Source organism: Citrobacter telavivensis (assembly GCA_009363175.1).
GTDB classification, from domain to species: domain Bacteria; phylum Pseudomonadota; class Gammaproteobacteria; order Enterobacterales; family Enterobacteriaceae; genus Citrobacter_A; species Citrobacter_A telavivensis.
In genome coordinates, this window is the sequence record CP045205.1 from 2,831,768 (window position 1) to 2,858,353 (window position 26,586).

At 54.9% G+C, this 26,586-nt stretch carries 25 protein-coding genes; 11 read left to right on the top strand and 14 right to left on the bottom strand.

Annotation, left to right across the window (positions count from 1 at the left end):
• The first annotated feature begins 38 nt into the window (after positions 1–38).
• Positions 39–839, top strand: a complete 801-nt coding sequence (locus GBC03_15875) for a DUF4111 domain-containing protein (protein QFS74025.1) — start codon at positions 39–41, stop codon at positions 837–839.
• 104 nt (positions 840–943) lie between these two features.
• Here GBC03_15875 and minE read toward each other — a convergent pair whose 3' ends face one another.
• The 3 genes from minE to minC are packed head-to-tail and all read right to left on the bottom strand — an operon-like array spanning position 944 to position 2,757.
• Complete coding sequence (minE, locus tag GBC03_15880) at positions 944–1,210, bottom strand: cell division topological specificity factor MinE (GenBank protein QFS71577.1); 267 nt, start codon at positions 1,208–1,210, stop codon at positions 944–946.
• 3 nt (positions 1,211–1,213) lie between these two features.
• Positions 1,214–2,026: a septum site-determining protein MinD gene (gene minD / locus GBC03_15885; protein ID QFS71578.1), complete on the bottom strand. Its 813-nt coding sequence runs from the start codon at positions 2,024–2,026 to the stop codon at positions 1,214–1,216.
• Between the two features lie 23 nt (positions 2,027–2,049).
• Positions 2,050–2,757: a septum site-determining protein MinC gene (gene minC / locus GBC03_15890; protein ID QFS71579.1), complete on the bottom strand. Its 708-nt coding sequence runs from the start codon at positions 2,755–2,757 to the stop codon at positions 2,050–2,052.
• A 126-nt stretch (positions 2,758–2,883) separates the two neighbouring features.
• On the opposite strand from minC, the gene GBC03_15895 reads away from it, so the two are divergent.
• The 3 genes from GBC03_15895 to GBC03_15905 all read left to right on the top strand — a co-directional run bounded on the left by GBC03_15895 (position 2,884) and on the right by GBC03_15905 (position 4,444).
• Complete coding sequence (locus tag GBC03_15895) at positions 2,884–3,177, top strand: hypothetical protein (protein ID QFS71580.1); 294 nt, start codon at positions 2,884–2,886, stop codon at positions 3,175–3,177.
• Between the two features lie 68 nt (positions 3,178–3,245).
• Positions 3,246–3,905 carry a fumarylacetoacetate hydrolase family protein gene (locus tag GBC03_15900; GenBank protein ID QFS71581.1) on the top strand — a complete coding sequence of 220 codons (660 nt, stop codon included), beginning with the start codon at positions 3,246–3,248 and terminating at the stop codon, positions 3,903–3,905.
• A 77-nt stretch (positions 3,906–3,982) separates the two neighbouring features.
• Positions 3,983–4,444 carry a YcgN family cysteine cluster protein gene (locus GBC03_15905; protein QFS71582.1) on the top strand — a complete coding sequence of 154 codons (462 nt, stop codon included), beginning with the start codon at positions 3,983–3,985 and terminating at the stop codon, positions 4,442–4,444.
• 23 nt (positions 4,445–4,467) lie between these two features.
• On the opposite strand, the gene GBC03_15910 is transcribed toward GBC03_15905, so the two are convergent.
• The 3 genes from GBC03_15910 to nhaB all read right to left on the bottom strand — a co-directional run bounded on the left by GBC03_15910 (position 4,468) and on the right by nhaB (position 7,137).
• Positions 4,468–4,809 (bottom strand): DUF1971 domain-containing protein, encoded by a 342-nt coding sequence (locus GBC03_15910; protein QFS71583.1) that lies wholly within the window; start codon positions 4,807–4,809, stop codon positions 4,468–4,470.
• A 111-nt stretch (positions 4,810–4,920) separates the two neighbouring features.
• Positions 4,921–5,451: a disulfide bond formation protein DsbB gene (gene dsbB, locus GBC03_15915; protein QFS71584.1), complete on the bottom strand. Its 531-nt coding sequence runs from the start codon at positions 5,449–5,451 to the stop codon at positions 4,921–4,923.
• Between the two features lie 144 nt (positions 5,452–5,595).
• Entirely contained in the window at positions 5,596–7,137 is a 1,542-nt protein-coding gene (nhaB, locus tag GBC03_15920) for a Na(+)/H(+) antiporter NhaB (GenBank protein ID QFS71585.1), read from the bottom strand.
• A 222-nt stretch (positions 7,138–7,359) separates the two neighbouring features.
• On the opposite strand from nhaB, the gene fadR reads away from it, so the two are divergent.
• Positions 7,360–8,079 (top strand): fatty acid metabolism transcriptional regulator FadR, encoded by a 720-nt coding sequence (fadR, locus tag GBC03_15925; GenBank protein QFS71586.1) that lies wholly within the window; start codon positions 7,360–7,362, stop codon positions 8,077–8,079.
• Between the two features lie 34 nt (positions 8,080–8,113).
• Here the strand turns inward: fadR and GBC03_15930 are convergent, their stop codons facing one another.
• On the bottom strand, positions 8,114–9,646 hold the full coding sequence (locus GBC03_15930) for a SpoVR family protein (GenBank protein ID QFS71587.1): 1,533 nt from the start codon (positions 9,644–9,646) through the stop codon (positions 8,114–8,116).
• 328 nt (positions 9,647–9,974) lie between these two features.
• Between GBC03_15930 and GBC03_15935 the strand changes: the two genes are divergently transcribed.
• Together GBC03_15935 and dadX are read left to right on the top strand one after the other, a co-directional pair.
• Positions 9,975–11,273, top strand: coding sequence for an FAD-dependent oxidoreductase (locus GBC03_15935; protein QFS71588.1), 1,299 nt, complete (start codon positions 9,975–9,977; stop codon positions 11,271–11,273).
• A gap of 12 nt (positions 11,274–11,285) precedes the next feature.
• Positions 11,286–12,356, top strand: a complete 1,071-nt coding sequence (gene dadX / locus GBC03_15940; protein ID QFS71589.1) for a catabolic alanine racemase DadX — start codon at positions 11,286–11,288, stop codon at positions 12,354–12,356.
• A 96-nt stretch (positions 12,357–12,452) separates the two neighbouring features.
• Here the strand turns inward: dadX and GBC03_15945 are convergent, their stop codons facing one another.
• Positions 12,453–14,189: a potassium/proton antiporter gene (locus GBC03_15945; protein ID QFS71590.1), complete on the bottom strand. Its 1,737-nt coding sequence runs from the start codon at positions 14,187–14,189 to the stop codon at positions 12,453–12,455.
• Positions 14,190–14,286: 97 nt separating this feature from the next.
• Positions 14,287–15,201 carry a muramoyltetrapeptide carboxypeptidase gene (ldcA, locus tag GBC03_15950; GenBank protein QFS71591.1) on the bottom strand — a complete coding sequence of 305 codons (915 nt, stop codon included), beginning with the start codon at positions 15,199–15,201 and terminating at the stop codon, positions 14,287–14,289.
• 138 nt (positions 15,202–15,339) lie between these two features.
• On the opposite strand from ldcA, the gene emtA reads away from it, so the two are divergent.
• Positions 15,340–15,951 carry a membrane-bound lytic murein transglycosylase EmtA gene (gene emtA, locus GBC03_15955; GenBank protein QFS71592.1) on the top strand — a complete coding sequence of 204 codons (612 nt, stop codon included), beginning with the start codon at positions 15,340–15,342 and terminating at the stop codon, positions 15,949–15,951.
• Here the strand turns inward: emtA and GBC03_15960 are convergent, their stop codons facing one another.
• Positions 15,952–16,686, bottom strand: coding sequence for a flagellar brake protein (locus tag GBC03_15960; GenBank protein ID QFS71593.1), 735 nt, complete (start codon positions 16,684–16,686; stop codon positions 15,952–15,954).
• A 203-nt stretch (positions 16,687–16,889) separates the two neighbouring features.
• Between GBC03_15960 and GBC03_15965 the strand changes: the two genes are divergently transcribed.
• Positions 16,890–17,144 carry a GlsB/YeaQ/YmgE family stress response membrane protein gene (locus GBC03_15965; GenBank protein QFS71594.1) on the top strand — a complete coding sequence of 85 codons (255 nt, stop codon included), beginning with the start codon at positions 16,890–16,892 and terminating at the stop codon, positions 17,142–17,144.
• Between the two features lie 118 nt (positions 17,145–17,262).
• A complete protein-coding gene (locus GBC03_15970; GenBank protein QFS71595.1) occupies positions 17,263–19,374 on the top strand; it encodes a TonB-dependent siderophore receptor in 2,112 nt (703 codons plus the stop codon).
• A 53-nt stretch (positions 19,375–19,427) separates the two neighbouring features.
• On the opposite strand, the gene treA is transcribed toward GBC03_15970, so the two are convergent.
• From treA to dhaK, 4 genes are all read right to left on the bottom strand, one after another.
• Positions 19,428–21,134 (bottom strand): alpha,alpha-trehalase TreA, encoded by a 1,707-nt coding sequence (gene treA / locus GBC03_15975; protein ID QFS71596.1) that lies wholly within the window; start codon positions 21,132–21,134, stop codon positions 19,428–19,430.
• A gap of 102 nt (positions 21,135–21,236) precedes the next feature.
• A complete protein-coding gene (dhaM, locus tag GBC03_15980; GenBank protein ID QFS71597.1) occupies positions 21,237–22,670 on the bottom strand; it encodes a dihydroxyacetone kinase subunit DhaM in 1,434 nt (477 codons plus the stop codon).
• Positions 22,671–22,680: 10 nt separating this feature from the next.
• Positions 22,681–23,313 (bottom strand): dihydroxyacetone kinase ADP-binding subunit DhaL, encoded by a 633-nt coding sequence (gene dhaL / locus GBC03_15985; protein ID QFS71598.1) that lies wholly within the window; start codon positions 23,311–23,313, stop codon positions 22,681–22,683.
• Positions 23,314–23,323: 10 nt separating this feature from the next.
• Positions 23,324–24,394, bottom strand: coding sequence for a dihydroxyacetone kinase subunit DhaK (gene dhaK / locus GBC03_15990; protein QFS71599.1), 1,071 nt, complete (start codon positions 24,392–24,394; stop codon positions 23,324–23,326).
• A gap of 243 nt (positions 24,395–24,637) precedes the next feature.
• Here dhaK and dhaR point away from each other — a divergent pair, with 243 nt between their 5' ends.
• The gene (dhaR, locus tag GBC03_15995; protein ID QFS74026.1) at positions 24,638–26,539 is read left to right on the top strand and encodes a PTS-dependent dihydroxyacetone kinase operon transcriptional regulator DhaR; all 1,902 of its coding nucleotides are present in this window, start codon (positions 24,638–24,640) and stop codon (positions 26,537–26,539) included.
• The last annotated feature ends 47 nt before the right edge of the window (positions 26,540–26,586 follow it).

The window sequence follows — 26,586 nt, forward strand, 5'->3', positions numbered from 1 at the left end:
GTGTACCGGGCAGAAATGACATGATAACGGTTGAGACGATGACATCAACGATGCCGGATACCCTCCGGGACCAGTTGGAAAAGGCGAAGGCCGTCATTGCACGGATCCTGGAAGACAGCCTGCTGGCCATTCACCTGTACGGGTCTGCCGTTGAAGGTGGGCTAAAACCCTACAGCGATATTGATTTGCTGGTTACCACGCGCGTGCCGCTGACGACGGCGCAGCGAGAAGCGCTTATGCAGGAACTGCTGTTGGTATCAGCCGGGCCTGGCTCGTCGGCGCTCTGGCGGGCGCTTGAGGTAACGGTGGTGGTGCATGGCGATGTGGTTCCCTGGCGTTTTCCTCCCCGGCGGGAGATGCAGTTTGGCGAGTGGTTGCGCGAAGATATTCACGCGGGGAAGTATGAACCTGCGCAGCAGGATAGCGATCTGGCGATTTTAATAACCCAGGCGCGTAGTGCCAGTATTGCCTTATCCGGCGAGCGTGCGGACCTGCTTTTTAAGCCTGTGCCAGAAAACGACATACGAGAGACGTTCCGCCAGACGCTGATGCTCTGGCAGAACAGTTGTGATTTGCAAGGCGACGAACGCAATATCATTTTGACCCTGGCACGCATCTGGTACAGTGTGGCGACGGGCGGTTTTACCGCGAAAGACAGGGCGGCGGACTGGTTGCTGCCTTATCTCCCGGACGAACACGCTTCTCTACTTGCGACCGCGCGGCTTGACTATCTGGGGCAGGTAAGCGTTGACTGGGCAGAGGTTATGCCCGCCGTCTCGCGTTTTGTCTGCTATGCAAAAGCGAAAATAGCCGAACCGTTATTGAGCGCGGATAAGTGAATTCCGTATTTCACGCATCATCACTGTCGCAACAGATAACGCGCTGAAAATAAAAAAGGCAGATCGCTCTGCCTTTTTTTCCTGGAATCTTCTTAGTGACGCGTTTATTTCGACTCTTCAGTTTCCGGTAATGTGACGTTAAGTTCGAGAATGGAAATATCGCCGTCTTTTTGTTCTAGCTGAACGGTGACCATTTCCGGATCAATTTGTACATACTTACAAATGACTTCAAGAATATCTTTACGTAACTGCGGTAAATAATGCGGCTCGGCGTCGCTACGACGACGCTCGGCAACAATAATCTGCAATCGCTCTTTTGCGATGTTCGCTGTACTCTTTTTCCGCGAGAGAAAAAAATCCAGTAATGCCATAACTTATCCTCCGAACAGGCGTTTGAGGAAACCTTTCTTCTCTTCGTCAATGAAGCGGAAAGGACGTTCTTCTCCCAACAGACGGTCTACCGTATCGGCATACGCTTTACCTGCGTCTGCATTGATGTCCAGAATGACAGGTTCACCCTGGTTAGAGGCGCGCAGAACAGACTGATCTTCCGGGATAACCCCGACGAGTTTGATACGCAGGATCTCCAGCACATCTTCCATACTGAGCATATCGCCCCGGTTGACGCGGCCCGGGTTGTAGCGCGTCAACAGCAGATGTTCTTTAATCGGATCTTCACCGTTCTCGGCGCGGCGAGATTTAGACGCCAGAATACCCAGAATACGATCGGAGTCGCGCACCGAGGAGACTTCCGGGTTAGTGGTGATGATCGCTTCGTCGGCGAAATAGAGCGCCATCAGCGCGCCGGTTTCGATCCCCGCCGGGGAGTCGCAGACGATAAAATCGAAATCCATCGCTTTCAGATCGTCGAGGACTTTTGCAACGCCTTCACGCGTTAACGCGTCTTTATCGCGAGTCTGAGAGGCCGGAAGAATGAAGAGATTTTCAGTGCGCTTGTCCTTGATGAGCGCCTGATTGAGCGAAGCATCGCCCTGAATGACGTTGACGAAATCATAAACAACCCGACGCTCACACCCCATGATCAGATCGAGGTTACGCAGGCCGATATCAAAATCAATAACGACAGTTTTCTTTCCCTTCTGGGCCAAACCAGTAGCGATGGCCGCGCTGGAGGTGGTTTTGCCAACGCCCCCTTTACCCGAAGTAACTACAATAATGCGTGCCATAGAAATTCCTTGTTAAAAAGGGATCAATTCAACGGTTGAACTGTCAAAGCGTTATCTGCCAACTGCAGACGTGCCGCTTTGCCATAAAATTCTGCTGGGATTTTATCACTCAGCCAGTAAACACCTGCGATAGACACCAGTTCTGCCGTCAGATGGGTACAGAAAATTTGCGCTTCCCGGTCGCCGCTTGCCCCAGCCAGCGCACGACCTCTCATCATGCCATAGACATGGATATTGCCATCAGCGATCAGCTCTGCGCCAGCACTGACGTGGCTTGTAACAATCAGATCACATTGTGGTGCATAAATGCGTTGACCGGAACGAACCGGTACATCAATAAATCGCGTTTTTGTGACGGGAGTAACGTTTTGCACTACTGCGGCGGGAGCAACGGGTTCTGCCGGCGCGGAACGCGCCACTTTATCTTTACCTTCAGTAAGTAAAGGAAGGCCCATTTTGTCGATTTCGGCTTTCAGCCGGGCATCTTTGCAACCGCTGACGCCAACAATACGCAACCCCGTCGACGCCACGACCTTCTGCAACTGCGGCCAGTTCACCGGCGCGTCAAGGCTACTGACATTCACCACCACAGGAGCGTGTTTTAAAAAAGCGGGAGCCTGCGCGATTTTGTCTTCTAACGCCTGACGAATAACCTCGGGTTCTGCTTCATGTAAATGAACCACTGATAAGGTGAAGCTACTGCCTTTAAGTTCGATGGGCGTGTTTGACATCCTGGCCTTACTCAATTTGCTATTTATCATCCCCGATGTGGAGTGATATTCCGAAGTCCAGAAGGCATGTTATAGTCACTATTATATTGAGGCAAGTCGCCATCCGTTTAATTCAGAGTAAAATGTATGTTTTGTGTGATCTACAGAAGTGCTAAGCGTGACCAGACCTATTTGTATGTCGAAAAAAAAGACGATTTCTCACGCGTGCCTGAAGAACTGATGAAAGGATTTGGTCAGCCGCAGCTGGCAATGATATTGCCGCTCGACGGGAGCAAAAAGTTAGTCAACGCCTCGCTGGATAAAGTAAAACAAGCCTTAACGGAGCAGGGATATTATTTACAACTGCCTCCGCCGCCCGAAGATTTATTGAAGCAACATCGTTTCAACGCCTCACAAAACAATCCAGAAACCGATAAATAAACGGTACCCGGCGTCATGCCTGTCGGTGCCATTCCTGAAGTCAACGATGACAAATTAGGGGAAAATGAATGTATCAACATCATAACTGGCAGGGTGCGCTGCTTGACTACCCGGTAAGCAAAGTGGTGTGCGTGGGCAGCAACTACGCCAACCACATTAAAGAAATGGGTAGCGTCACGCCGGATGAGCCGGTGCTGTTTATCAAGCCAGAAACCGCCCTGTGCGATTTGCGCCAGCCGCTGGTCATTCCGACAGATATGGGCTCGGTGCACCATGAGGTCGAACTGGCGGTATTAATCGGCGCGACGCTGCGTCAGGCGACCGAAGAGCATGTCCGTAAGGCGATCGCTGGATATGGCGTGGCGCTCGATCTGACGTTACGTGATATTCAGGGCAAAATGAAGAAGGCTGGGCAGCCCTGGGAGAAGGCAAAAGGATTCGATAACTCGTGCCCGCTGTCCGGGTTCATTCCGGCCACGGAATTTAACGGCGATCCGCAGGCGACGCCGCTGGGCCTGACCGTCAACGGCGAGGTTCGCCAGCAGGGCACGACGGCGGATATGATCCACAAAATCGTTCCCTTAATCGCCTATATGAGCAAGTTCTTTACCCTTAAAGCCGGCGACGTTGTGCTGACAGGCACCCCGGAAGGCGTTGGACCGCTTGCCAGCGGCGATGAGCTGGTGGTCAATTTTAACGGTCATTCCCTGACGACCCGCGTCCTGTAACACCTGATTGCCGCCTTTTTGGGCGGCAAAACTTGCATCAGCGTGTCAGACTGGTTATAAGGTGCAGCTTTATAGTAATGGCGGATACCCTGATGAGCGATTTACCTTTCTGGCAACGTAAAACCCTGGATGAAATGACCGATGCCGAATGGGAGTCGTTATGTGATGGCTGTGGTCAGTGCTGCCTGCATAAACTGATGGACGAGGATACCGACGAGATCTATTTCACCAACGTCGCCTGTCGTCAGCTCAATATTAAAACCTGCCAGTGCCGCAACTATGAGCGCAGGTTCGAGTACGAGCCTGACTGCATCAAGTTAACGCGTGATAACCTGCCCACCTTTGAATGGTTGCCGATGACGTGCGCCTATCGTCTGCTGGCGGAAGGGAAAGGGCTGCCGGAGTGGCATCCGTTGTTGACGGGGTCGAAAGCGGCAATGCACGGCGAGCGAATTTCGGTACGCCACATTGCGGTAAGAGAGTCAGAAGTCCATGACTGGCAGGACCATATCTTAAACAAACCTTCATGGGCGGATTGATCCGCCCGGTCTGATTTCAGGCGTTACGCTTTTTTCGCCTGATACATCTCATCGCCCTGATGTTCGTCAGCGACCCAGAAGTTGATGTTGAACTGGGCGTCATCGCTGAGCTCCACACGATGCCAGTACTGTGGCGGGCTGGTGGCGAACTGTCCGGCGTTAATCACCACTTTGACTTCAGGCTCTTTTGCCTCTTCGTTGGCGAATCCGTAATAGGTTACCGTACCTTCCATCACACAAAGCTGACCGAAAACGCCAGCGGCAGTGTTGTGGTGGGAAAGCAGTGCCGCGGGGACATTATCTTTGGTGAAGAAAGGGGTGGAACGTTTGATTTTCCAGTTTGCCGGGATACGTAAATGGGACACGGGACATCTCCTTGCCAGGTTGCATAAGATGCATTTAATATACATCTTATGCAGCACCGTCAGCAATGACTTTAAGGCAAAAAAAACGCTCCTGGCAGGGAGCGTCTGAGATTAGCGACCAAACAGATCGCGTCTTTTCGGTTTAAGCGGCTGGACAAGCAGGACCAGAACCGCGATGACCAGATAGGCCGCAAAAATGCCCAGTAACCATTGTGGCATTTCCAGCGATAAAAATTCCCACTGGCGCTCAGCGCAATCTCCGGAGGCAACAAACACCTGTGGCACCCACTTATCCAGCGGCAACCAACTGGGGAAGCGGGCCATAAAATCACAGGTCATGAACGGAGAAGGGTGCAACTGGATCATCGTGTGTTCCCAGGCCAACTGCACGCCGCGCCAGGCACTGTAGATCCAGATAATCAGCGCCACGTAGCGCAACGGCGATTTAGGCGCAATAGCCCCAACCAGCCCGGCCCCCATGATGCCGAACAGCGCGCAGCGCTCATAGATGCACAGTACACACGGCTTAAGCAGCATAACATGCTGAAACCACAGCGCGACCAGTTCAAGCGCCAGGGCAGTAAAAGCCATTAATAACCAGGCGCCCCGACCCCGTGAGCACTGGTTTAAATATCGCAACATAATAATTTCCCTGCAACATGCGTAGACACGGCAGTGTAAACCAATTCGATCACAGCGCCACCAGGAGAAACTTAAATATTGTGTAATCGGATAAATATCATGCAAAAAGGCAAACCGGGCAGTGAAATGCCCGGTAAGTTGTTATTAAAGTGTAGCTAACCAGCCGGTTTGCGTCATCCACTCGGTCAGCGGCGTCAGGGTAAACTCAACGCACAGCAGACCGACCAGGGTCAGCACGATGGTATACGGCAACGCCATCCAGACCATTCGGCCATAGGAGAGGCGAATCAGCGGTGCCAGCGCGGAGGTGAGCAGGAACAGGAACGCCGCCTGACCGTTTGGCGTCGCCACGGACGGCAGGTTAGTCCCGGTGTTGATAGCCACCGCCAACAGTTCGTACTGTGGCAGCGAGATAGCGCCGCTTTCCATGGCCGCTTTGGCCTCGTTAATGTAGATAGTACCAACGAAGACATTATCTGAGATTGACGAGAGCAGACCGTTGAAGAGATAGAACAGTGTCAACTGCGCGTGCTCCGAGGCCTGCAATACAAACTGGATAATCGGCGAGAAGAGTTGCTGATCGATGATCACCGCCACAATCGAGAAAAAGACCGTCAGCAGCGCGGTGAAAGGCAGGGACTCGGTAAACGCCTTGCCAATCGCATGCTCATCGGTCACACCGGTCAGCGAGGTGGCGAAGATAATGACGGACAGACCGATCAGCCCCACTTCCGCCAGATGCAGCGCCAGGGCAATAACCAGCCAGACGCCGATAATGGCCTGAACGATCAGCTTTAATCGGTCCTGACGATTACGCTGCTGGCGGCTTTGATCGTCAAACTGTTGCAATACGTCACGTACTTTTTCCGGCAGCGTTTCGCCATAGCCAAACCAGCGCAGCTTCTCAACCAGTACGCAGGTGAGCAGACCGCAAATCAGTACCGGAACGGTGACCGGCGACATCCGCAGGAAAAAGTCGCCAAAATGCCAGCCAGCGGCTTTGGCGATGATCAGGTTCTGCGGTTCACCCACCATCGTCATCACACCGCCGAGCGCGGTTCCCACTCCGGCATGCATCATCAGGCTGCGAAGGAAGCCACGGAACTGTTCGAGTACCGATTTGTAGTGCTGATCGATATGGCTGTCATCAAGAATGTCATGATCGTCCGCGCGGGAAGAGGCCACGCGGTGATAAATGCCATAGAACCCGACGGCGACGCTTATCACCACCGCCACAACGGTCAGCGCATCAAGGAAGGCGGAAAGGAAGGCCGCCGCCACACAAAACGCAAGTGACAGCAGCGTTTTGGAGCGAATGCTCAGCAGCAGACGGGTAAAAATAAACAGCAGCAGCTGCTTCATAAAATAGATGCCTGCGACCATGAACATCAGCAGCAGCAAGACTTCCAAATTGTTTGCCACCTCTTCACGAACATGCGCGGCGCTGGTCATTCCAATCATAACGGCTTCAATGGCCAGCAAACCGCCTGGCAGCAACGGGTAACATTTCAGGGCCATCGCCAGTGTGAAGATGAATTCCGCCACCAGCAACCAGCCCGCAACAAATGGGCTGATAATGAAAATCAGTGGATTAACTATCAGGAAGGTCAGTAGTGCGAGCTTGTACCAGTCTGGCGACTGGCCTAAAAAGTTGCGCCAGAACGCGCGGCCCCATGAGAGTTCCATTATGGTTTCCCTTACCTTATTTATTGAAATGATGTTCTTATGGTTAGCCACAAAGAGTAACGGTCAGTCTGAAAGCAGGCAAGCCTTTAACCCCCGACAGCCCGTGTTATCAAGAAAATGAAGCCTTGATCCACTTTTTCTTCATTGTGTCTGCTATCGGGCGTGTACCCCGTCTGGTATGATGAGTGTAACTATGTTTTGCTGTGTAATGGAAATCTCACTATGGTCATTAAGGCGCAGAGCCCGGCGGGTTTCGCGGAAGAGTACATCATTGAAAGTATCTGGAATAACCGCTTCCCCCCTGGCACTATCTTGCCTGCAGAACGAGAACTCTCGGAACTCATCGGGGTGACTCGTACCACGTTACGTGAAGTGCTGCAGCGTCTGGCGCGAGACGGTTGGTTGACCATTCAGCATGGCAAACCGACGAAGGTGAATAATTTCTGGGAAACGTCCGGGTTGAATATTCTTGAAACGCTGGCGCGTCTCGATCACGAAAGCGTTCCGCAACTGATCGATAATCTGCTGTCGGTCCGGACCAACATCTCCACCATCTTCATTCGTACCGCGTTTCGTCAGCATCCTGACAAAGCGCAGGAAGTGCTGGCGACCGCGAAGGAAGTGGCCGATCACGCCGATGCGTTTGCCGATCTCGATTACAGCATTTTCCGCGGTCTGGCGTTTGCCTCCGGCAACCCGATTTATGGCCTGATTCTTAACGGGATGAAAGGGCTGTATACCCGCATTGGCCGTCACTACTTCGCCAATCCGGAAGCGCGCAGCCTGGCGCTCGGTTTCTATCATAAGCTGTCGCAACTGTGCTTACAGGGCGCGCACGATCAGGTATACGAAACGGTGCGTCGTTATGGTCATGATAGCGGTGAGATCTGGCACCGGATGCAGAAAAACCTGCCAGGCGATTTAGCCATTCAGGGCCGCTAAACGCGAACCCCCTCATGATGAGGGGGTTTTTGTTTTACAGGCTGTTCATTCTGGGTGGGCAGCGCTCGAGCAGTTCCACGCTTCCGTCCTCGTTTTGCTGTTCCAGCATCACATCAAACCCCCACAGCCGGTGCACATGCTTGAGTACCTCTTTGCGGCCTTTATCCAGCGGCGCGCGATTATGCGGGATATAGCGTAGGGTGAGAGAGCGATCGCCCCGCAGATCCACGTTCCAGACCTGAATATTCGGCTCCACGTTGCTCAAATTATATTGCGACGAGAGGCGGTTGCGGATTTCACGATAGCCTTCTTCATTGTGAATAGCAGAGATCTCCAGGTAGTTATGCCGGTCATCATCCAGCACCGTAAAGAGGCGGAAATCACGCATCACCTTCGGTGACAGGAACTGGCTGATAAAACTCTCATCTTTGAAATCACGCATGGCAAAATGCAGCGTTTCCAGCCAGTCGGAACCCGCGATATCCGGGAACCAGTACTTATCTTCTTCCGTCGGTGACTGACAGATACGCTTGATGTCCTGGAACATAGCGAACCCCAGTGCGTAAGGGTTAATACCGCTGTACCACGGACTGTTATAAGGCGGCTGGAATACTACGTTGGTGTGGCTGTGCAAAAATTCCAGCATAAAACGTTCGGTGACTTTCCCCTCGTCATACAGGTGGTTCAGAATGGTGTAATGCCAGAAGGTGGCCCAACCTTCGTTCATCACCTGGGTCTGTTTCTGCGGATAAAAATACTGGCTGACTTTGCGCACAATGCGCAGGATTTCGCGCTGCCATGACTCCAGCAGCGGGGCATTTTTTTCCATAAAGTAGAGCAGGTTTTCCTGCGGCTCTGAAGGATAGCGCCGCGCTTCGGCGACCGTCTTCTCTTCTTCTTTCTTCGGCAGGGTACGCCACAGCATGTTCACCTGGCTTTGCAGATACTCTTCGCGACTTTGCTGGCGGGCCTTCTCCTCCTGGAGGGAGATTTTCTGCGGGCGTTTATAGCGGTCAACGCCGTAGTTCATCAGCGCATGGCAGGAGTCGAGCAATCGCTCAACCTCGTCCACGCCGTACCGCTCTTCGCACTGGGTAATGTAATTACGCGCGAAGATCAGGTAATCGACAATGGAACTGGCGTCGGTCCAACTGCGAAACAGATAGTTATTTTTGAAGAAGGAGTTATGCCCATAGCAGGCGTGCGCCATCACCAGCGCCTGCATGGTAATGGTGTTCTCCTCCATCAGATAGGCAATACACGGGTTGGAGTTAATCACAATCTCATAGGCCAACCCTTGCTGACCGTGTTTATACAGCCGTTCAGTCTCGATGAATTTTTTGCCAAACGACCAGTGAGGATAGTTAATGGGCATCCCGACGCTGGAGTAGGCATCCATCATCTGCTCGGAGGTGATGACCTCAATCTGGTGCGGGTAGGTATCCAGTTTGTAGAGTTTCGCCACCCGGTCTATCTCTGCCAGATAGACATCCAGCAGATCAAACGTCCAGTCGGGTCCATCGCTCAACCGTGTGGTGTCCTTGTTCATGGAATCAATCGTAGCCATTCGCGCACCCTCATTGTTGGCGGCACTCTCTGTGTGGAGCACCTCATTTCAAGCATAGAACACCCTGTTAAAAACCGTGTCAGTGGAGAAATATTTTCTTTGCGATTTCCGCTGGTCGACCCGCCAGATTTCTCGGTCATAACAACATTTTATGCTGGATAAAAATAACCCGCAGCAGGAGATCCCAAAGCAACGAGTTCAATGTTCCTCCTGCTATATGTGAGATGTGTCACCATAAAAAAGCCATATGTTGAATAATATTTTCATCTGGGTTATCAAGATGTAATTAGATGATTGTTCTTTTACTGTTACTGTTAACGGAGTGGCTATGCGAGTTGTCATACTGGGAAGTGGCGTCGTTGGCGTGACCAGCGCCTGGTATCTGAGTCAGGCTGGACATGATGTCACCGTCATCGATCGCGAACCTGGCCCGGCGCTGGAAACCAGCGCGGCGAATGCGGGGCAGATCTCTCCGGGCTATGCAGCGCCCTGGGCTGCGCCGGGTGTACCGCTAAAGGCGATTAAATGGATGTTTCAGCGCCATGCGCCGCTGGCAGTTCGTCTGGACGGCACACAGTTCCAGTTGAAATGGATGTGGCAGATGCTGCGTAATTGCGATACCAGCCACTACATGGAAAACAAAGGGCGGATGGTGCGTCTGGCGGAATACAGCCGAGACTGCCTGAAAGCGCTGCGTGCATCGACCGGTATCCAGTATGAAGGGCGTCAGGGCGGCACGCTGCAACTGTTCCGCACCGCACAGCAGTATGAGAACGCCACGCGCGACATTGCCGTGCTGGAAGACGCTGGCGTGCCGTATCAGTTGCTGGAAGCCAGTCGACTGGCGGAAGTCGAGCCGGCGCTGGCTGAAGTGGCGCACAAACTGACCGGCGGCTTGCGTTTGCCGAATGACGAAACCGGCGACTGCCAACTCTTTACCCAGCGTCTGGCGCAGATGGCCGAACAGGCGGGGGTTAAATTCCGTTTCAATACGCCAGTGGATAAACTGCTTTGCGAAGGCGAGCAGATTTACGGCGTGAAATGTGGTGATGAGATCGTTAAAGCCGATGCCTACGTCATGGCGATGGGCTCTTACTCCACGGCGATGCTGAAAGGGATTGTCGATATCCCGGTCTATCCGCTGAAAGGCTATTCGCTGACGATTCCGGTGGCGGAAGAGGACGGCGCACCGGTTTCGACTATTCTTGATGAAACCTACAAAATCGCCATTACCCGTTTTGACCAGCGTATCCGCGTTGGCGGTATGGCGGAAATTGTCGGCTTCAACACCGAACTACTCCAGCCGCGTCGGGAAACGCTTGAGATGGTGGTCCGCGATCTCTACCCGCGCGGAGGGCATGTTGAACAGGCGACATTCTGGACCGGACTGCGCCCGATGACGCCGGACGGTACGCCGGTGGTGGGGCGTACCCGCTTCAAAAATCTGTTGCTGAATACCGGACACGGTACGCTGGGATGGACGATGGCCTGTGGTTCAGGGCAGTTGCTGAGCGATATTCTGTCGGGTCGCACGCCCGCTATTCCGTATGACGATCTGAGCGTGGCGCGCTACCACGCTGGTTTTACGCCTTCACGTCCCCAACATCTGCACGGCGCACATAACTAAGAAGGACGAGAGATGACCCGCCCTATATTGGCCAGCCTTGACCTGCAGGCGATGAAACAAAACCTGAGCATAGTGCGTCAGGCCGCACCGGACGCCCGCGTCTGGTCGGTGGTGAAAGCGAATGCCTATGGTCACGGCATTGAACGTATCTGGAATGCGCTGGGCAACACCGATGGTTTTGCTCTCCTGAATCTGGAGGAGGCGGTAACCCTGCGTGAGCGCGGCTGGAAAGGGCCAATCCTCATGCTGGAAGGTTTTTTCCATGCGGAAGATCTGGCGCTGTACGACACCTGGCGTTTGACCACCTGCGTTCACAGCAACTGGCAGCTTAAAGCGATTCAGAATGCAAAGCTGAAGGCACCGCTGGATGTCTACGTGAAGGTTAACAGCGGCATGAACCGTCTGGGCTTCCTGCCGGAACGACTGCAAACCGTCTGGCAGCAACTGCGCGCGATGCCGAACGTCGGCGAAATGACGTTAATGTCGCACTTCGCCGACGCTGAGCACCCTGACGGCATCCGTAATGCGATGGAACGTATCGCGCTGGCAACGGAAGGGCTGGAATGCCGTCGCTCACTGTCAAACTCAGCGGCCACGCTGTGGCATCCCGATGCGCATTTTGACTGGGTGCGACCGGGTATCATTCTTTACGGTGCGTCGCCGTCAGGCCTGTGGCGCGATATCGCCAATACCGGGCTGAAGCCGGTGATGACGCTCAGCAGCGAAATCATCGGTGTACAAACGCTGAAAGCGGGGGATCGCGTCGGCTATGGCGGGCGCTATACCGCCAGAGGCGAACAGCGCATTGGCATCGTGGCGGCGGGCTATGCGGACGGTTATCCACGTCATGCGCCGAGCGGAACGCCGGTGCTGGTGGACGGTGTGCGGACCACTACCGTGGGCACGGTGTCGATGGATATGCTGGCGGTGGATTTAACGCCATGCCCGCAGGCGGGTATCGGGACACCGGTAGAACTGTGGGGTAAAGAGATCAAAATTGACGACGTGGCGAAATCTGCCGGAACCGTAGGCTATGAGTTGATGTGTTCGCTGGCGCTGCGTGTTCCGGTCGTGACGGTGTAACTTTTATGTTGCCGGACGGTGGTGCGATGCGCCTTATACGGCCTACAGCGGAGTCATCAGTAGGCCGGATAAGCGCAGCGCCATCCGGCATGATAACTACTCTTCGTCTTCATCCCCGGCGACGCGAACCCCGACTTTACGGACCTGATTGTCTTCTTTTTCTGCGACCGTCCAGATCATCCCGGCGAAGATGACCTGGTCCCCGACAACCGGGGCCGCGCCCAGCAGTTGCTGAACAATTTCGCCCAGCGTTTGCTGCTTATCGCGGTACTCCGTTCCGTCATCCAGACCATAAATCAGCGCCACATCGGCATACTTGGCGCTGGCTTCCAGAATAAAGTCGCCGAAGAAGCGCTGATCCAGCGCCACCGGCGGTGACTGACTGAACAGTTTGCCCAGCGCCGGGAGGTCGCGTTCACGACCGATGACGCACAGCACGTCACCTTCACGCAAACGGGTACTGCCGGTGGGATGAAACAGCACGTTGTCACGAAACAGCGCCGCAATGCGCGTTTCCTGAGGCATATGCAGATCGCGCAGTGCCGCGCCGACACACCATTTATCGGCGCTAAGCTGATAGACAAACTGCTCCCACGGATTGTCCGGATGAATATCCAGCCCCACACGTGAGACCGGCCAGCCGACCGGTGGCACCACCACTTTCGCTTTTTTCGCCGCCCAGGAGAGGGAGGTGCCCTGAAAAACCAGTGACACCAGCACCACGAAGAAGGCGACATTGAAGAACAGACGGGCATTTTCCAGGCCCGCCATCATCGGAAAGACGGCAAGGATGATGGGCACCGCGCCGCGCAGACCCACCCAGCTAATAAACACGCGTTCACGCAGATTAAAACCGCGAAACGGCAGCAGTCCGACAAAGACGGAGAGCGGACGGGCGACGAAAATCATCCCGGCGGACAGGATCAGTGCCGGAATGGCAATCGGCAGCAGGTCGGAAGGATTCACCAGCAGTCCGAGCACAAGGAACATGCCGATCTGCGCCAGCCAGGCCAGCCCGTCGAAGTTTTGCAGAATGCCAAAACGGTTGCGAATCGGGCGATTGCCCAGCAAAAAGCCGCACAGATAGACCGCCAGAATCCCGCTGCCTTCCAGGGCGGTGGTCAACGCGAACACCAGAATCCCGCCGCTCAGGGCCAACAGGGGATAGAGCCCGGCGGGCAGGGAGATACGATTAATCATCTGCTGTAGCAGATATCCGCCGCCCAGCCCAAGCAAGATGCCCAGACCAAACTGCTGAATAATGTGGACTGCGAACATCCAGCTTAAGCCGGTTTCGTGCTGCTGAATCATCTCGATCAGCGTAATGGTCAGGAACACCGCCATCGGGTCATTACTGCCGGATTCAATTTCCAGCGTCGCGCCGACACGCTCGTTCAGCCCTTTGCCGCCAAGCAGGGAAAAGACCGCCGCCGCATCCGTTGAGCCAACAATGGCACCAATCAGCAGCCCCTGGATCAGGTCGAGATTAAACAGCCAGGCGGCGATCATGCCGGTTAAACCGGAGGTGATCAGGACGCCAACGGTCGCCAGAGAGAGCGCCGGACCCAGCGCGACGCGAAACGAGCTGGCCTGCGTACGCATCCCGCCATCAAGCAGGATAATCGCCAACGCAAGGTTACTGACCATATAGGCAAAGGGGTAGTTATCGAACGGGATGCCGCCGACGCCATCGACGCCAGCCAGCATGCCAATCGCCAGGAAGATAACCAGAATCGGAATGCCAAGGCGTGATGAAAATGAACTGAGTAAGATACTGCTGGTAACGAGGACGGACCCCAAAATGAAAAGACTGATTATTGCCGCGGCGTCCAACGTTCGGTTACTCCTCAATTAGCCATGTTTTTCTGCATTGACATTATCATATTAACGGCTGCAACCGGGCGTTACTTAGCCCTACAGCCGTTTTTTTTTATGATTTCAGAAAGGGATGACCCGAGATCGTAAGTTGTGTGCCGTTTTGACTATTCTGTAGCACGGCATGCGCGCCTAACGCCAGCGTAACGGTTCGCGGCTCATGACCAAAATCAAGCCCGGTAATCAGGGGAACAGAGAGGCGTTCACGTAAAAACGCATACACCGTGTTGAGGTCGTAGCCGTCATCATACTCATTCGGGGCGCTGCCGCTAAAACTGCCCAGCACAATGGCGCTCTGGCGGTTTAAAATGCCCGCATCAAACAGCTGCAGCAACATGCGCTCGACGCGAAAAGGGTGCTCATTGATGTCTTCCAGCACCAGAATACCGTTTTCAATTTTTGGCATCCACGGGGTGCCGATAAGCGAAATCAGCATCGCCAGATTGCCGCCCCACAGCGTTCCTTCGGTATGACAGGCCGGGCCTTCGCCTTGCCATTCCACCGTGTACTGCGCGTGACGTAATGCTTGCCAGAAATGGGTTTGCGTAAAGGTATTCAGCTCCGGTGCGCCAACGTTCGCTGCCAGCATCGGGCCGCTGAAGGTGATGACATTGCCTTGCGCCAGCAAACCACACTGGATCGCCGTAAAATCACTGTGACCGCAAATGAGCAACGGATCCCGCTGTTGTCGGGCGGCAAGGGCCTGCCAGTCGATGTGTTCCAGCAGTCGGCTCGCGCCATAGCCACCGCGCACCGGCATAACGATGGTGTCCGGCGCGGTGAGATGCACAAGCCCGTTCACGTCTGCCAGACGCTCCGATTCCGTACCCGCAAAGCGTTGATGGCGACGACTGACCACCGCCGTATTATCGACCTGATGCCCCGCGTCCTTAAGGCGCTGGATACCAAGCAAAGCCGCGTGTTGATTAATGCAGTAGCCCGAGGGGGCAATTAAGTGAAACCGGGACATGGCAATTCCTTGCTACAACAGAAACCAAATGTATATCATGCCGCCTATAGTAGAACGTTTTGCCGGATGACGCTTTGCTTATCCGGTTTACAACGGTGATTTTAGTAACGAAGCGTTCCGGCGATAAGGACAGAAGACGTGAAATTGAGATGGTTTGCTTTTTTGATTGTGTTGCTTGCAGGTTGTAGTTCAAAACAGGATTATAAAAATCCCCCGTGGAATGCGGAAGTGCCGGTGAAACGCGCCATGCAATGGATGCCGATCAGTGAAAAAGCCGGGGCGGCGTGGGGCGTTAGCCCACAATTGATTACGGCGATTATCGCGATTGAGTCAGGCGGGAATCCCAATGCGGTCAGCAAATCGAATGCGATAGGGCTGATGCAACTGAAAGCATCGACCTCCGGGCGCGATGTCTACCGTCGGATGGGCTGGAGCGGCGAGCCTTCAACCAGTGAACTGAAAAACCCGGAGCGCAATATCTCAATGGGCGCCGCCTACCTGAGTATTCTGGAGACGGGCCCGCTCGCCGGTATTGAAGATCCGCAGGTGATGCAGTATGCGCTGGTGGTCTCCTATGCCAACGGCGCAGGCGCACTGCTGCGCACGTTCTCTTCTGACCGGAAAAAGGCCATTAGCAAAATCAACGATCTCAGTGCCGATGAGTTCGTTGAACACGTCGCGGATAACCATCCTGCGCCCCAGGCACCGCGCTACATCTACAAATTGCAGCGCGCGCTGGATGCGATGTAATTAGTCGCGCACTTTATTCGATTTCTCCCGGGCTTCGCGCTCGAGGGAAAAGATAATCCGCTGAAGTTCCCGCTCCACCGCCGGGCCAACGTTGAGAAAACGAAAGCTCAGGCGGGGAGTCGAAATCGTCTCATTTTTCCCGTCAATCACTTTGCGTTCAGTTACGGAGATCAACTGCGCGTCAAAGTGAAACATCCCCCATTCCCCCATATCCAGCGCAATTTGCGAAAAACGCATCCCTTCCGTGAGTCCTGACGGCTTCGGGCCTTCCAGCAGCGCGCCCATTCCGCCGAGGGAAAGATCGTACAGACGAAAACGTAGGGTGCTGTTATCTGGCATCTGCGCGGTACAACCGTAGGGGGGATGGAGCGGCGCGCAGATGCGAAAGTATTCCCGTCGTTGGACAAACCACAGCGCCGGAGGAAGCGGGGTGATAAAGGCCGGAAGTTGCTGATACTCACCGCTGTGCAACTGCTCAAGGGTAAACTCAACCTTCGCGCCCTGAGTTTCCGCCGTAAAGGTAATATTGCGCGCCTTCTGTACGGCGAGGTTTTCGTTTTGCTGACTGCCAAAGTCCATCACCAGTCTTTCGGCCGAAACATCAAGGATTTTGCTGATGAATTGCCCGCCGCGCCAGGAGACGCGCAAAGGCACCTGATTGCTGTTTAAGTCGCGAAGAACGCCCAATACCGCCAACGGATTTTGCTTCAGAAACTGCTCATTATAATGACTCACGCGGAACGACCCCTGGATGCCTGACAGTCTATCGAACGGTTATCGGCAAGACGCAGGAGAACTTAATACAAACGCGTGATTTTTTTTACCAAAGACAAATAATTCAGTCTCGCGGAAACAGCGAGGATCAAGGGGTTGCCTATACTTAATGGACAAGCGCAAGAATCTGTTGCGTGTGGTTTCCCTGAAAAGAGGGTCTGAACATGGGAATTATTGCCTGGATTGTATTTGGTTTGATTGCCGGTGTTATCGCCAAATTGATCATGCCGGGACGTGACGGCGGCGGATTCATCCTGACCTGTATTCTCGGCATTATCGGTGCCGTAGTGGGCGGATGGCTGGCGACCATGTTTGGTATTGGCGGCACAATCAGTGGCTTTAACCTTCACAGCTTCCTGGTTGCGGTGGTGGGTGCCATTGTGGTGCTGGGGGTATTCCGACTCGTGCGCCGCGATTAACAACACGGCTCCTGCGGGAGCCGCGTTTTTATCCTGGTCCCCTTCAATTCCTCTCTTGATTTACCTAATTAAATGAGAATAATTAGCATTCCAATTTAAACTGATAATTATTCTCACTATGACAACTTCCTGCTTCCGACTTTGTGCGCTCTCTGGCTGTATCTCACTGGCTCTGACCACGCCGTCTTATGCGGCAGATTCTAACGAATCCACCATCGTGGTATCCGCAACGGGACAGGAGACCCTGCTGCCGGCCTGGACCAACAGCGCCACCAAATCTGCCGTCCCGGAAAGTAAAACGCCGCAGGTGATTAATACCATCGATAATCACGAGATAACCTTACGTCATGCGAATTCTGTCAACGAGATCCTTCGCTATGCGCCGGGGGTGTCGACGGAAGTGCGCGGCAATACTTCCTATATGAGCGAGTACAAGATTCGTGGTTTCTCCGTCGATCAGGAGTACTACAACGGCTTGCAGTTGCCGTATAACGTCACCGGTAATACCAAGGCGCGTATCGACCCGCTGCTGGTGGAAAGCGTGGATATCCTGAAAGGGCCCGCGTCCGTGCTGTATGGCAACGGTTCGCCGGGAGGGCTGGTGAATATTCAGGGCAAAAAACCGCAGGCTGAGCAAAAAACGGAGATCGGCTTTAATACCGGTACGCGTAATCTGAAAGAGGGCTATCTGGACTCCACCGGTAAAATCAGCGATAGCGACTGGAATTACCGTCTGCTGGGTAAGGCGACGGAGGGCGACGACCAACCGCACACCACGCGTTATGAAGACTATCTGCTGGCACCTTCCGTCACCTGGCAACCGGACAGCAAAACGCGTCTGACGCTGGATGCCCTGGTGCAAAATACGCCGTCGTTGTCACCGTCGAACCCGTTACCGATTGCTTATTTGCGCTCGGGTTACGCCGATCGTCGTGACTATGCCGGAGATGAGTGGAGTGGCTTTAAGCAGCGTCAGTGGATGGTGGGTTATCATTTCGAGCATGAATTTGACAGTGGTTGGGGATTCAGTCAGCAGGCGCGCTATTTTGACGTCGATACACACCAGCGCAGCGTCTATTCAACCGGTAATGGTACGAACCCGGTATGGATGCTTGACCGCTTTGCCTATACCACTGATGAAGATCTGAAAAGTTTCAACATCGACAACCAGGTGACAAAAACGGTCGCGCTAGGGGACTGGCAGCACCATTTGCTGGCCGGCTTTGACTATCAGAAACTCGACAGCCATTACTTCTATCGTTACGCCAGCGCCACGCCGGGAATCGACATGCGCGCCCCGGATTTCCATCAGGTGCATACCGCCGATCTGGGGTTGTACACTGCGCAGAAAAACCGCCTTTCTTATCAGCAAAATGGCTACTATTTGCAGGATCAGGTCGCGTTTGGTGGCTTAAATCTGCTGGCCAGTCTTCGCTATGACGATTACCGTTCTACGACTACCGATGCGATGCAAAACGACGAGAAAACCTGGATCTCTCAAGACCGGGTGACCAAACGGTTGGGCGCGCTCTATGCCTTTGAAAACGGTATTTCACCGTTTATCAGCTATTCCGAAGGCTTCAAACCGATTTCACCGCAGGGCACGCTGACGGCGAAAGACGTGAAGCCGACGACCAGCAAACAACTGGAAGGCGGGGTGAAATACCTGCTGGTCGATTACGCGACAACGCTGACCGCCTCTGTGTTTAACATTCGCCAGAAGAATGTCCTTTCCGCCACGCCGACCTGGGATTATCGACAGACCGGGGAGATCGAATCGAAAGGGGCGGAGCTTTCGGTCATCAGTCGTCCAGGTGACAACGTCACGTTGATCGCCAATTACGCTTACACCCATGCGATCAATACCGAAGATGAAACCTGGGAAGGCAAGCGCCCAACGCAGGTGCCGGAGAATGCGTTTAACTTGTGGGGGGATTACACCTTCGACGCGACCACACTGCGCGGGCTGACGATGGGCGCAGGGGCGCGCTATACCGGGCCGATGGAGATCTCGCCGGACAACAAGGGCGGTAAACTGGGGGGCACGACACAGTACGATCTCGCCGTGTCGTATCGCTTAGGCGAGGTGCTGCCGTCACTGAGCGGCGTGACGCTAAAAGCCAGCGCCCAGAACATTACCAACAAAGAAACGTTCAGCTGCTACGACAGCACCAACTGCTGGATTGGCCGCGACCGGACGGTCCAGGTCGGGGCAAGCTACCGTTTCTGATCGCATGAAGCGAAAACCGGCCTGGCATTCTCAGGCCGGTCAGACACTGAGTATTATGGCGTTGCCTGTTTTTGTGGCGGTTCAGCGGATGCCGGGCTGGCAACAGGGCGCTTTTCCGGCACGCTGTCACACGGTTTTTCCTTCGGACAAATTAGGTCGAGCATCTTCAGCGTGACGCCATTGCTCCAGCCAAAACCATCCTGCAACGGATATTCTCCGCCGCCACCGCCGGTCCCGGTGCTGCTGATGTCATATTTTTCCACCAGCTTTTGTTCGCGATCGTACGTGTGCTGCACGTTGGTCAGAAAGCGCCAGCTCACCTCCATCGCTACGTCATTCTGCCCATAGTTCTGTAAGCCCTCGGTGGCGACCCACTGCAGCGGCGCCCAGCCGTTTGGCGCATCCCATTGCTGTCCGCTTTTCACCGACGTGGTGGCAAGCCCGCCCGGTTGCAGCAGATGCGCGCGGGTGGCCGCAGCCATTTTGCTGGCGCGATCCTTCGAGGCGGCATTGACATACAGCGGGAACAGAGCGGCAGCGGTCAACTGATTCCGTACCCGCTTGCTCTTCAGGTCGTAATCCGCGTACCAGCCCTCTTTATCATTCCACAGGTAATGTTCCATGGCTTTCTGTCGGGCATTCGCCAGCGTGTCGTACTGGCTGGCTTTTGCCTCATCCCCCGCGGCTTTGCTGGCGCGCGCGAGGATTTTTTCCATTTTGTACAACAGGGCGTTGAGATCGACCGGAACGATGCTGGTGGTCCGCAGCGTGCCAAGCTGCTGCGGATTATCCATCCAGCGTGAACTGAAATCCCAGCCGGACGCGGCCGCTGCGCGCAGATCGCGATAAATATCGGTCGCCGGGCGGTTTGGATTGCTTTTCGCCGTGGCAATATCTTCGACCCAGGATTCCGGTCGCGGCGTATCCCGCTCATCCCAGTAGCGGTTGAGAAGGGTGCCATCCTCCAGTTTCACCACCCGCTTGTTCTGTTGACCTGCCTGCAGCGTTTCGACGCCTTCCATCCAATAGGTGTACTCTTTTTGCATCTGCGGCAGGTATTTTTTCAGCGCATCGTCGCCGTCGTGCTGAGCCAGCAGTTCGACCATCAGTGAAAAGAAGGGCGGTTGGGAACGGCTTAGGTAGTAAGTGCGGTTGCCATTGGGAATATGACCGAAGGTATCAATCTCCCAGGCGAAGTTTGCCACCATATCGGCAATATTGTCCCAGCGACCGCTTTCGGCAAGTCCCAGCATGGTGAAGTAACTGTCCCAATAATAGACTTCCCGGAAGCGCCCGCCGGGCACCACGTAAGGCTCAGGCAGCGGCAACAGGGAGTCCCATTTTTCCACGCTTTCGGTGGAGCGGGTTAACACCGGCCACAGCCCGTCGATATGTTCACGCAGCGATTGCCCTTTCGGAGGAACATATTTCTCCCCTTCTTTCGGCAGCGTAAAGTTGACGCTCACGAAGTGGCGCAAATCGAAACTGGACTGATTCTTTTGCATCCGGTAATCCGCGAGGATCATCAGCGGGTCACCGTTAGGCACGGCGTCGGCAAAGGTTTTCTGATCGGGAAACAGTCTGGCATTCTGCACATCGTTAAACAGAGGACCGAGCAGAATATCCGGCGGCTGCGGAGGGGAGAACGGCATCTCTTCGGCGTTAACCGACAGGGAAGAGAAGGTAAGCAGCGTGCCGGAAACCGCTAATGTTATGACCAACGACAGTGAAGCAGGCGCGCGAAAAGCAGGGGTATGCATTGATTAATCTCCTTAGTGCGTACCGAATAACGGTATCTACCATGAGAAAATCGTAGTCCAGGATCGCTCCCGGCGCGTGATTACCCCCCTTTTTTTGCGACGTTACAGCGGTTTCCTTTCTCTGATGGCGCGATTTCGCGCCACATCAAGGGTGAGTCGCTCGCCCGTTTGCACATCGTTAAGCGCGTCGCCCTGCTGACATACCCAGGCGATGCCCATCTCCCGGGCGATCAACGTGCCATGCGCGAGCGAACTGCCTTCCCGCAGGCAGATGCCTTTCACCACGTGCGGGTCGAGTTCCGGCACCGTTGACGGAAACAGGTTGTCGGCAACCAGTATGGCGGGCGCGCTAACGTCAGGCAGCACCAGCGGGCTTTGCAGCAAATGACGCAGCGTGCGGTGCAGGAGATCGTCGATATCGATGTAGCGCGCCTGCAGATAGGCGTCATCCAGTTGACGATACTGCGTACTGAGGCTGCTCAACACCTGCTGCCAGGCATATTCCGCCGTACAGTGCTCGCTGCGCAGGAGCCCGCAGGCGGTATCAAACAGCTCCGGATCGTCCAGCAACATATGGTGACCAGAGAAAATGGCCGCCAGGTCACCCGGCCAGTTTTCTTCCGCGCGGGTAATCAGCGTCATCAGGTCGAGCAGCGTGAGATCCAGCGCGTTACGCAGTCGCGCCTGCTCTGCGCCAGGACTGCGATCGGACGCTTGTCGAATCGGTGGCAGCGTTGGCGCGTAACAGAACGCGTTGCCCGTGATGTCCGCCGTCGACGATGTGACAACCGCCGCATCTTCCAGCGACTCGCCGAAATTCTCCGCCGCCAGACGACTAAACGCGGCCAGCGCATCATCCGCCTGTTCTCCACTTGCCAGCAGACGTACCGTGTCATGACAGCGAACCTGCAACAGCGAAATCTGATTCAGGCTGTCCGGCGTAACGCACTTGCCGTTTTTCTCCAGCAGCAGATCGGCGTTAAAGGCCGACAGCGTTGCCACAAGCCGGGAGGCCGGGCGAATGTGCAGACCGTTGGGATTCTTGATCACCACGGACACTGATTTTGCTGCCGCATCCTGTGCGATAAAGGTCGGGGTAATGCGGGTTTCAGAAGCAGAAGAGGGTAAACCCAGTTGCTCACGCTTGGCCTCGAGAGCGTTCGTTGCGTCGGCGATGACCTTGTCGATATCCGCGCCTGCAGCGGCGCTCACCGTTGCCGCCAGCGTCCCTTCCACCAGCGGCGCGGCGCACAGTCGTACTTTCGCTGCGATCGTCGGATCGAGGAGGTCCAGCGCCGTTTCTGCACTGAGCAGGGCGCTGCCAATGTCCATCATCACCAGCACGTGGTCGGTATCGGCAACAGACTCGATCGCCTCCATCACCTTAATGGGGTCGGTGCCGATGGGATTTTGCGGATCGTCGATACCGGCGGCAATGGCTATTTTACAGTTGCCGCCCATTAACATCTGTTGCGCCAGTTCGCCAACCCCTTCACCGAGGCGGGCGCTGTGAGAGACTATGACCAGGTTTACCATCTTACTGTCCTTACTCTTTTGCCGCGGCTGCCAGCATCTGGATCATAAACATCACCGAGGTCGCACCCGGATCCTGATGCCCGATACTACGCTCGCCCAGGTAGCTGGCGCGACCTTTGCGGGCCTGCATCGTAATCGTGCTTTGTGCGGCGGCTTCAGCCTCAGAGGCGGCAGCGTCCAGCGCGGCGGTGACGGAGAGGTTCTGCTCACTGGACTGGCGTAATGACTCCGCCACCGGTACCCAGACATCGCACATCGTTTTATCACCCGGCTCGGCTTTACCCCGGCTTATCACGCCATCAGCACCTTCACGCATCATCTGATAGAGCTCATTGAGCGACAAACTCTGGTGCGCCTGCGTGGCCTGCGCGGCACGGATGAAAAAGGTGCCGAACAGCGGGCCACTGGCCCCTCCAACGTTTGACAGCAGCGTCATCCCGGTGTTTTTCAAAATAAAACCGATATCTTTATCCGCAATGGCCGGTAATTTTTCGACCACTTTGCTAAAGCCGCGATGCATATTCAAACCGTGGTCAGCATCGCCAATCTCGCGATCCAGCCCGGTGAGATAATCACTCTCTTTACTGAAAATGTCCCCGCAGCGATAAAGCCAGCTCACAATCTGCGCTCTGGTAAGTGACATGACTCTCTCCTTAGTTGCCCCAGTTCAGGCCTGGGGTGTGAACCGGTGCGTCCCAGAGTGCCAGCGTCTCGTCATCCACTTTAAGAAGCGTGATGGAAAAGCCGGTCATATCCAGTGACGTACAATATGAACCAATCAGATTGCGTTCGATGACGATACCCGCCTGCTGGCAGCGTGCGTCGAGACGGTTATAGACGCCGTACAGTTCAGAAAGCGGCGTGGCGCCGAGGTTATTGACCAGCGCGATGACGCGATCGCCACGTTGCAACGGTTGTTTGCCTTGCTTATCTTCCAGCCAGACGCCCTGGGTGGGATCCCAGTGGCGCAGCGTGCGGCTATAGGTTCCGTTTTCCAGCAGGGTATCGAACATTTCGTCAACGGTTCTGTCGAGTGAGACGAAGGCGCGACGGTCAATGCCTGGCTCGCCGTGGATCCCCACACCGAACTCCATTTCATTGTCGGCGAGGGTGAAAGAGGGCTGCCCGGCTGCCGGAACCGTACACGCTGCGAGGGCGATACCGATCGAATGGCCATGATTGTTGAGTTTGCGTCCGAGTTCGGCGCAGGCTTCCAGGGAATCGCCGCGTTCTGCCGCCGCCCCGACCAGTTTTTCAATCAGCACGGTATTAGCAACACCACGTCGTCCGGCGGTATAGAGGCTGTCTTTGACCGCCACGTCGTCATCCACGACCACGGTGGTGACCTTCACGCCGCTTTCGTGCAGCAGTTCGGTCGCGGTTTCGAAGTTGAGAATATCGCCAGTATAGTTTTTCACGATCAGCAGCACGCCTTCGCCGCCGTCAATCTGCATGGCGCATTCGAACATTTTATCAGGGGTTGGGGAGGTGAAAATTTCTCCAGGACAGGCACCGGACAGCATGCCCTGGCCGATGTAGCCGCAGTGCATCGGTTCATGACCGCTGCCGCCGCCGGAAAGCAGCGCGACTTTGCCCTGTACAGGGGCATCTGAACGGGTCACATACACCGGATCCTGATGCAGGGTCAGTGACGGATGCGCTTTTGCGAGGCCAGCCAGTTGTTCACTCAGTACGTCTTCCACACGGTTAATCAGCTTTTTCATTCTTTTGCTCCGGGTCTTAGGCTCCAGGGGATCGGTTGTGTTCAACGCCACGGCGACCGCTCGCTGCCGATAACGTAATTGTGCCCCAGCGCGCGAAAAAGAAAATTCATCAATGTTATGTTTCATAAAGGAACACTAATCTTAATAAATGTTCCATAACGGAACGCTAAAACGCGAAATACGGCAAAATTGCGAGCAACCGCACCCGGAATCGCGGAGAAACCGACAGTGAAGAGCAGCGAGATAGCAACCACAGCAGCGGACGTCCCGGAATATATTCGCGCCTCATGGCTGCGCTGCGGCAAAATTATGCAGCGCGAGTTCTGGGCCCTGCCGCACCGGGCACAGGGGCTGACGTTTGACTCTATTTGTCGGCGCAAAACGGCGATGCTCACGCTCGGGCAGGCGGCGCTGGAGGATGCGTGGGAATACATGTCGCCACGAAAGTGTGCGCTGTTAATTCTTGATGAAAGCGCTTGCGTGCTCAGCCGCTGTGGCGATCCGGATACGCTCCAGCGCCTGGAGGCTCTCGGCTTTACCGACGGCACCTATTGCGCGGAAAGCATCATTGGCAGCTGTGCGCTGTCGTTGGCCGCTATGCTGGGGCAGCCGGTAAAAACGTTACCCGATCACCATTTTAAGCAGGCGCTCGGTGCGTGGAGTTTTTGCTCGACACCCATTTTCGACAACCACGGACGCCTCTCTGGATCTATCGCGCTGGGCTGTCCGGCAGACGACGCCTCACCTGCCGATCTGTCATTAACGCTGGCGATCGCGCGCGAGGTGGGGAACTCGTTGCTTACCGATAGCCTGCTTGCCGAATCGAACCGCCACCTCAATCAGCTGTATGGTTTGCTGGAGAGCATGGATGACGGCGTGATGACCTGGAATGCGCAGGGAAGTCTGCAATTTATCAACGCTCAGGCGGCACGGCTGCTGCATCTTGACGTGACGGCTGCCCACGGCAAAAACCTCAGTGAACTCCTGACGCTGCCCAGCGTTCTGCTGCGTGCTATCCGCCATCAGCGTCCGCTCCATCATGTTGAGACGACGTTTGAAAGCCAGCACCAGTTTGTCGATACGGTGATAACCCTCAAGCCGATTGTCGAAACGCAGGGCACCAGTTTTATTTTGCTGCTGCATCCGGTGGAAAAGATGCGCCAGTTGATGACCAGCCAGTTGGGTAAAGTGAGCCATACCTTTGCGCAGATGGCGCAGGACGATCCGCAAACCCAGCGTATCGTCCATTTTGGTCGTCAGGCGGCGCGGGGCAGCTTCCCGGTGTTGCTATGTGGTGAAGAGGGGGTCGGCAAGGAGTTACTCAGCCAGGCGATTCATAATGCCAGCGAGCGGGCGGAAGGCCCGTATATTGCGGTGAACTGCCAACTGTATGCCGATCAGGTTCGGGATTTTATCGCCAGTACGGCGGACGACGACAGAGAAGGGCGGTTAAGCCGCCTGGAACTGGCGCACGGCGGCACGCTGTATCTGGAGAAAATTGAGTATCTGGCACCTGAACTGCAGTCGGCGTTATTACAGGTGATCAAACAGGGCGTCATCACCCGTCTTGACGCGCGCCGCGTGGTGCCAGTCGACGTGAAGGTGATTGCCGCCACGACGGTGGATTTGGCGCGGCTGGTGGAACAAAACCGCTTTAGCCGTCAGCTTTATTACGCGTTGCACGCTTTTGAAATTATGATTCCACCGCTGCGACAGCGACGTAACAGCATCCCTTCGCTGGTGAATCACCGCTTGCGTCGCCTGGAAAAACGGTTTTCGACTCGCCTGTCTATGGATGACGATGTACTGACCCCGCTGATTGCCTGCGACTGGCCCGGCAATGATTTCGAACTCAACAGTGTTATTGAAAATACGGCGCTGAGAAGTGAAAACGGGCGTATTCACCTGAACCATCTGCCGGAGTATCTCTTTAACGAGCACCGGACCTCAGAATCCACGACCGGTAGCTTCTCTGCCAGCGTCTCATTTAGCGACATCGAGAAGGATGCCATTATTCACGCGGCAAGGGTGACAGGAGGGCGTATTCAGGAGATGGCCAGCCTGCTGAAAATTGGCCGTACCACGCTATGGCGAAAAATGAGGCAATACAATATTAACGCGGCGCATTTTAAGTTGAGCTCCTGAAAAACGGGCGTTTTTGCATCCTATTTTAAAGCGATTTCTGTCCGTTA

Bases quoted from the DNA above. Each gene is read 5' to 3' on its own strand.
- GBC03_15875 (QFS74025.1), top strand. From the start codon at position 39: ATGACATCAACGATGCCGGATACCCTCCGGGACCAGTTGGAAAAGGCG.
- minE (QFS71577.1), bottom strand. From the start codon at position 1,210: ATGGCATTACTGGATTTTTTTCTCTCGCGGAAAAAGAGTACAGCGAAC.
- minD (QFS71578.1), bottom strand. From the start codon at position 2,026: ATGGCACGCATTATTGTAGTTACTTCGGGTAAAGGGGGCGTTGGCAAA.
- minC (QFS71579.1), bottom strand. From the start codon at position 2,757: ATGTCAAACACGCCCATCGAACTTAAAGGCAGTAGCTTCACCTTATCA.
- GBC03_15895 (QFS71580.1), top strand. From the start codon at position 2,884: ATGTTTTGTGTGATCTACAGAAGTGCTAAGCGTGACCAGACCTATTTG.
- GBC03_15900 (QFS71581.1), top strand. From the start codon at position 3,246: ATGTATCAACATCATAACTGGCAGGGTGCGCTGCTTGACTACCCGGTA.
- GBC03_15905 (QFS71582.1), top strand. From the start codon at position 3,983: ATGGCGGATACCCTGATGAGCGATTTACCTTTCTGGCAACGTAAAACC.
- dsbB (QFS71584.1), bottom strand. From the start codon at position 5,451: ATGTTGCGATATTTAAACCAGTGCTCACGGGGTCGGGGCGCCTGGTTA.
- nhaB (QFS71585.1), bottom strand. From the start codon at position 7,137: ATGGAACTCTCATGGGGCCGCGCGTTCTGGCGCAACTTTTTAGGCCAG.
- fadR (QFS71586.1), top strand. From the start codon at position 7,360: ATGGTCATTAAGGCGCAGAGCCCGGCGGGTTTCGCGGAAGAGTACATC.
- GBC03_15930 (QFS71587.1), bottom strand. From the start codon at position 9,646: ATGGCTACGATTGATTCCATGAACAAGGACACCACACGGTTGAGCGAT.
- GBC03_15935 (QFS71588.1), top strand. From the start codon at position 9,975: ATGCGAGTTGTCATACTGGGAAGTGGCGTCGTTGGCGTGACCAGCGCC.
- dadX (QFS71589.1), top strand. From the start codon at position 11,286: ATGACCCGCCCTATATTGGCCAGCCTTGACCTGCAGGCGATGAAACAA.
- ldcA (QFS71591.1), bottom strand. From the start codon at position 15,201: ATGTCCCGGTTTCACTTAATTGCCCCCTCGGGCTACTGCATTAATCAA.
- GBC03_15965 (QFS71594.1), top strand. From the start codon at position 16,890: ATGGGAATTATTGCCTGGATTGTATTTGGTTTGATTGCCGGTGTTATC.
- GBC03_15970 (QFS71595.1), top strand. From the start codon at position 17,263: ATGACAACTTCCTGCTTCCGACTTTGTGCGCTCTCTGGCTGTATCTCA.
- treA (QFS71596.1), bottom strand. From the start codon at position 21,134: ATGCATACCCCTGCTTTTCGCGCGCCTGCTTCACTGTCGTTGGTCATA.
- dhaM (QFS71597.1), bottom strand. From the start codon at position 22,670: ATGGTAAACCTGGTCATAGTCTCTCACAGCGCCCGCCTCGGTGAAGGG.
- dhaL (QFS71598.1), bottom strand. From the start codon at position 23,313: ATGTCACTTACCAGAGCGCAGATTGTGAGCTGGCTTTATCGCTGCGGG.
- dhaK (QFS71599.1), bottom strand. From the start codon at position 24,394: ATGAAAAAGCTGATTAACCGTGTGGAAGACGTACTGAGTGAACAACTG.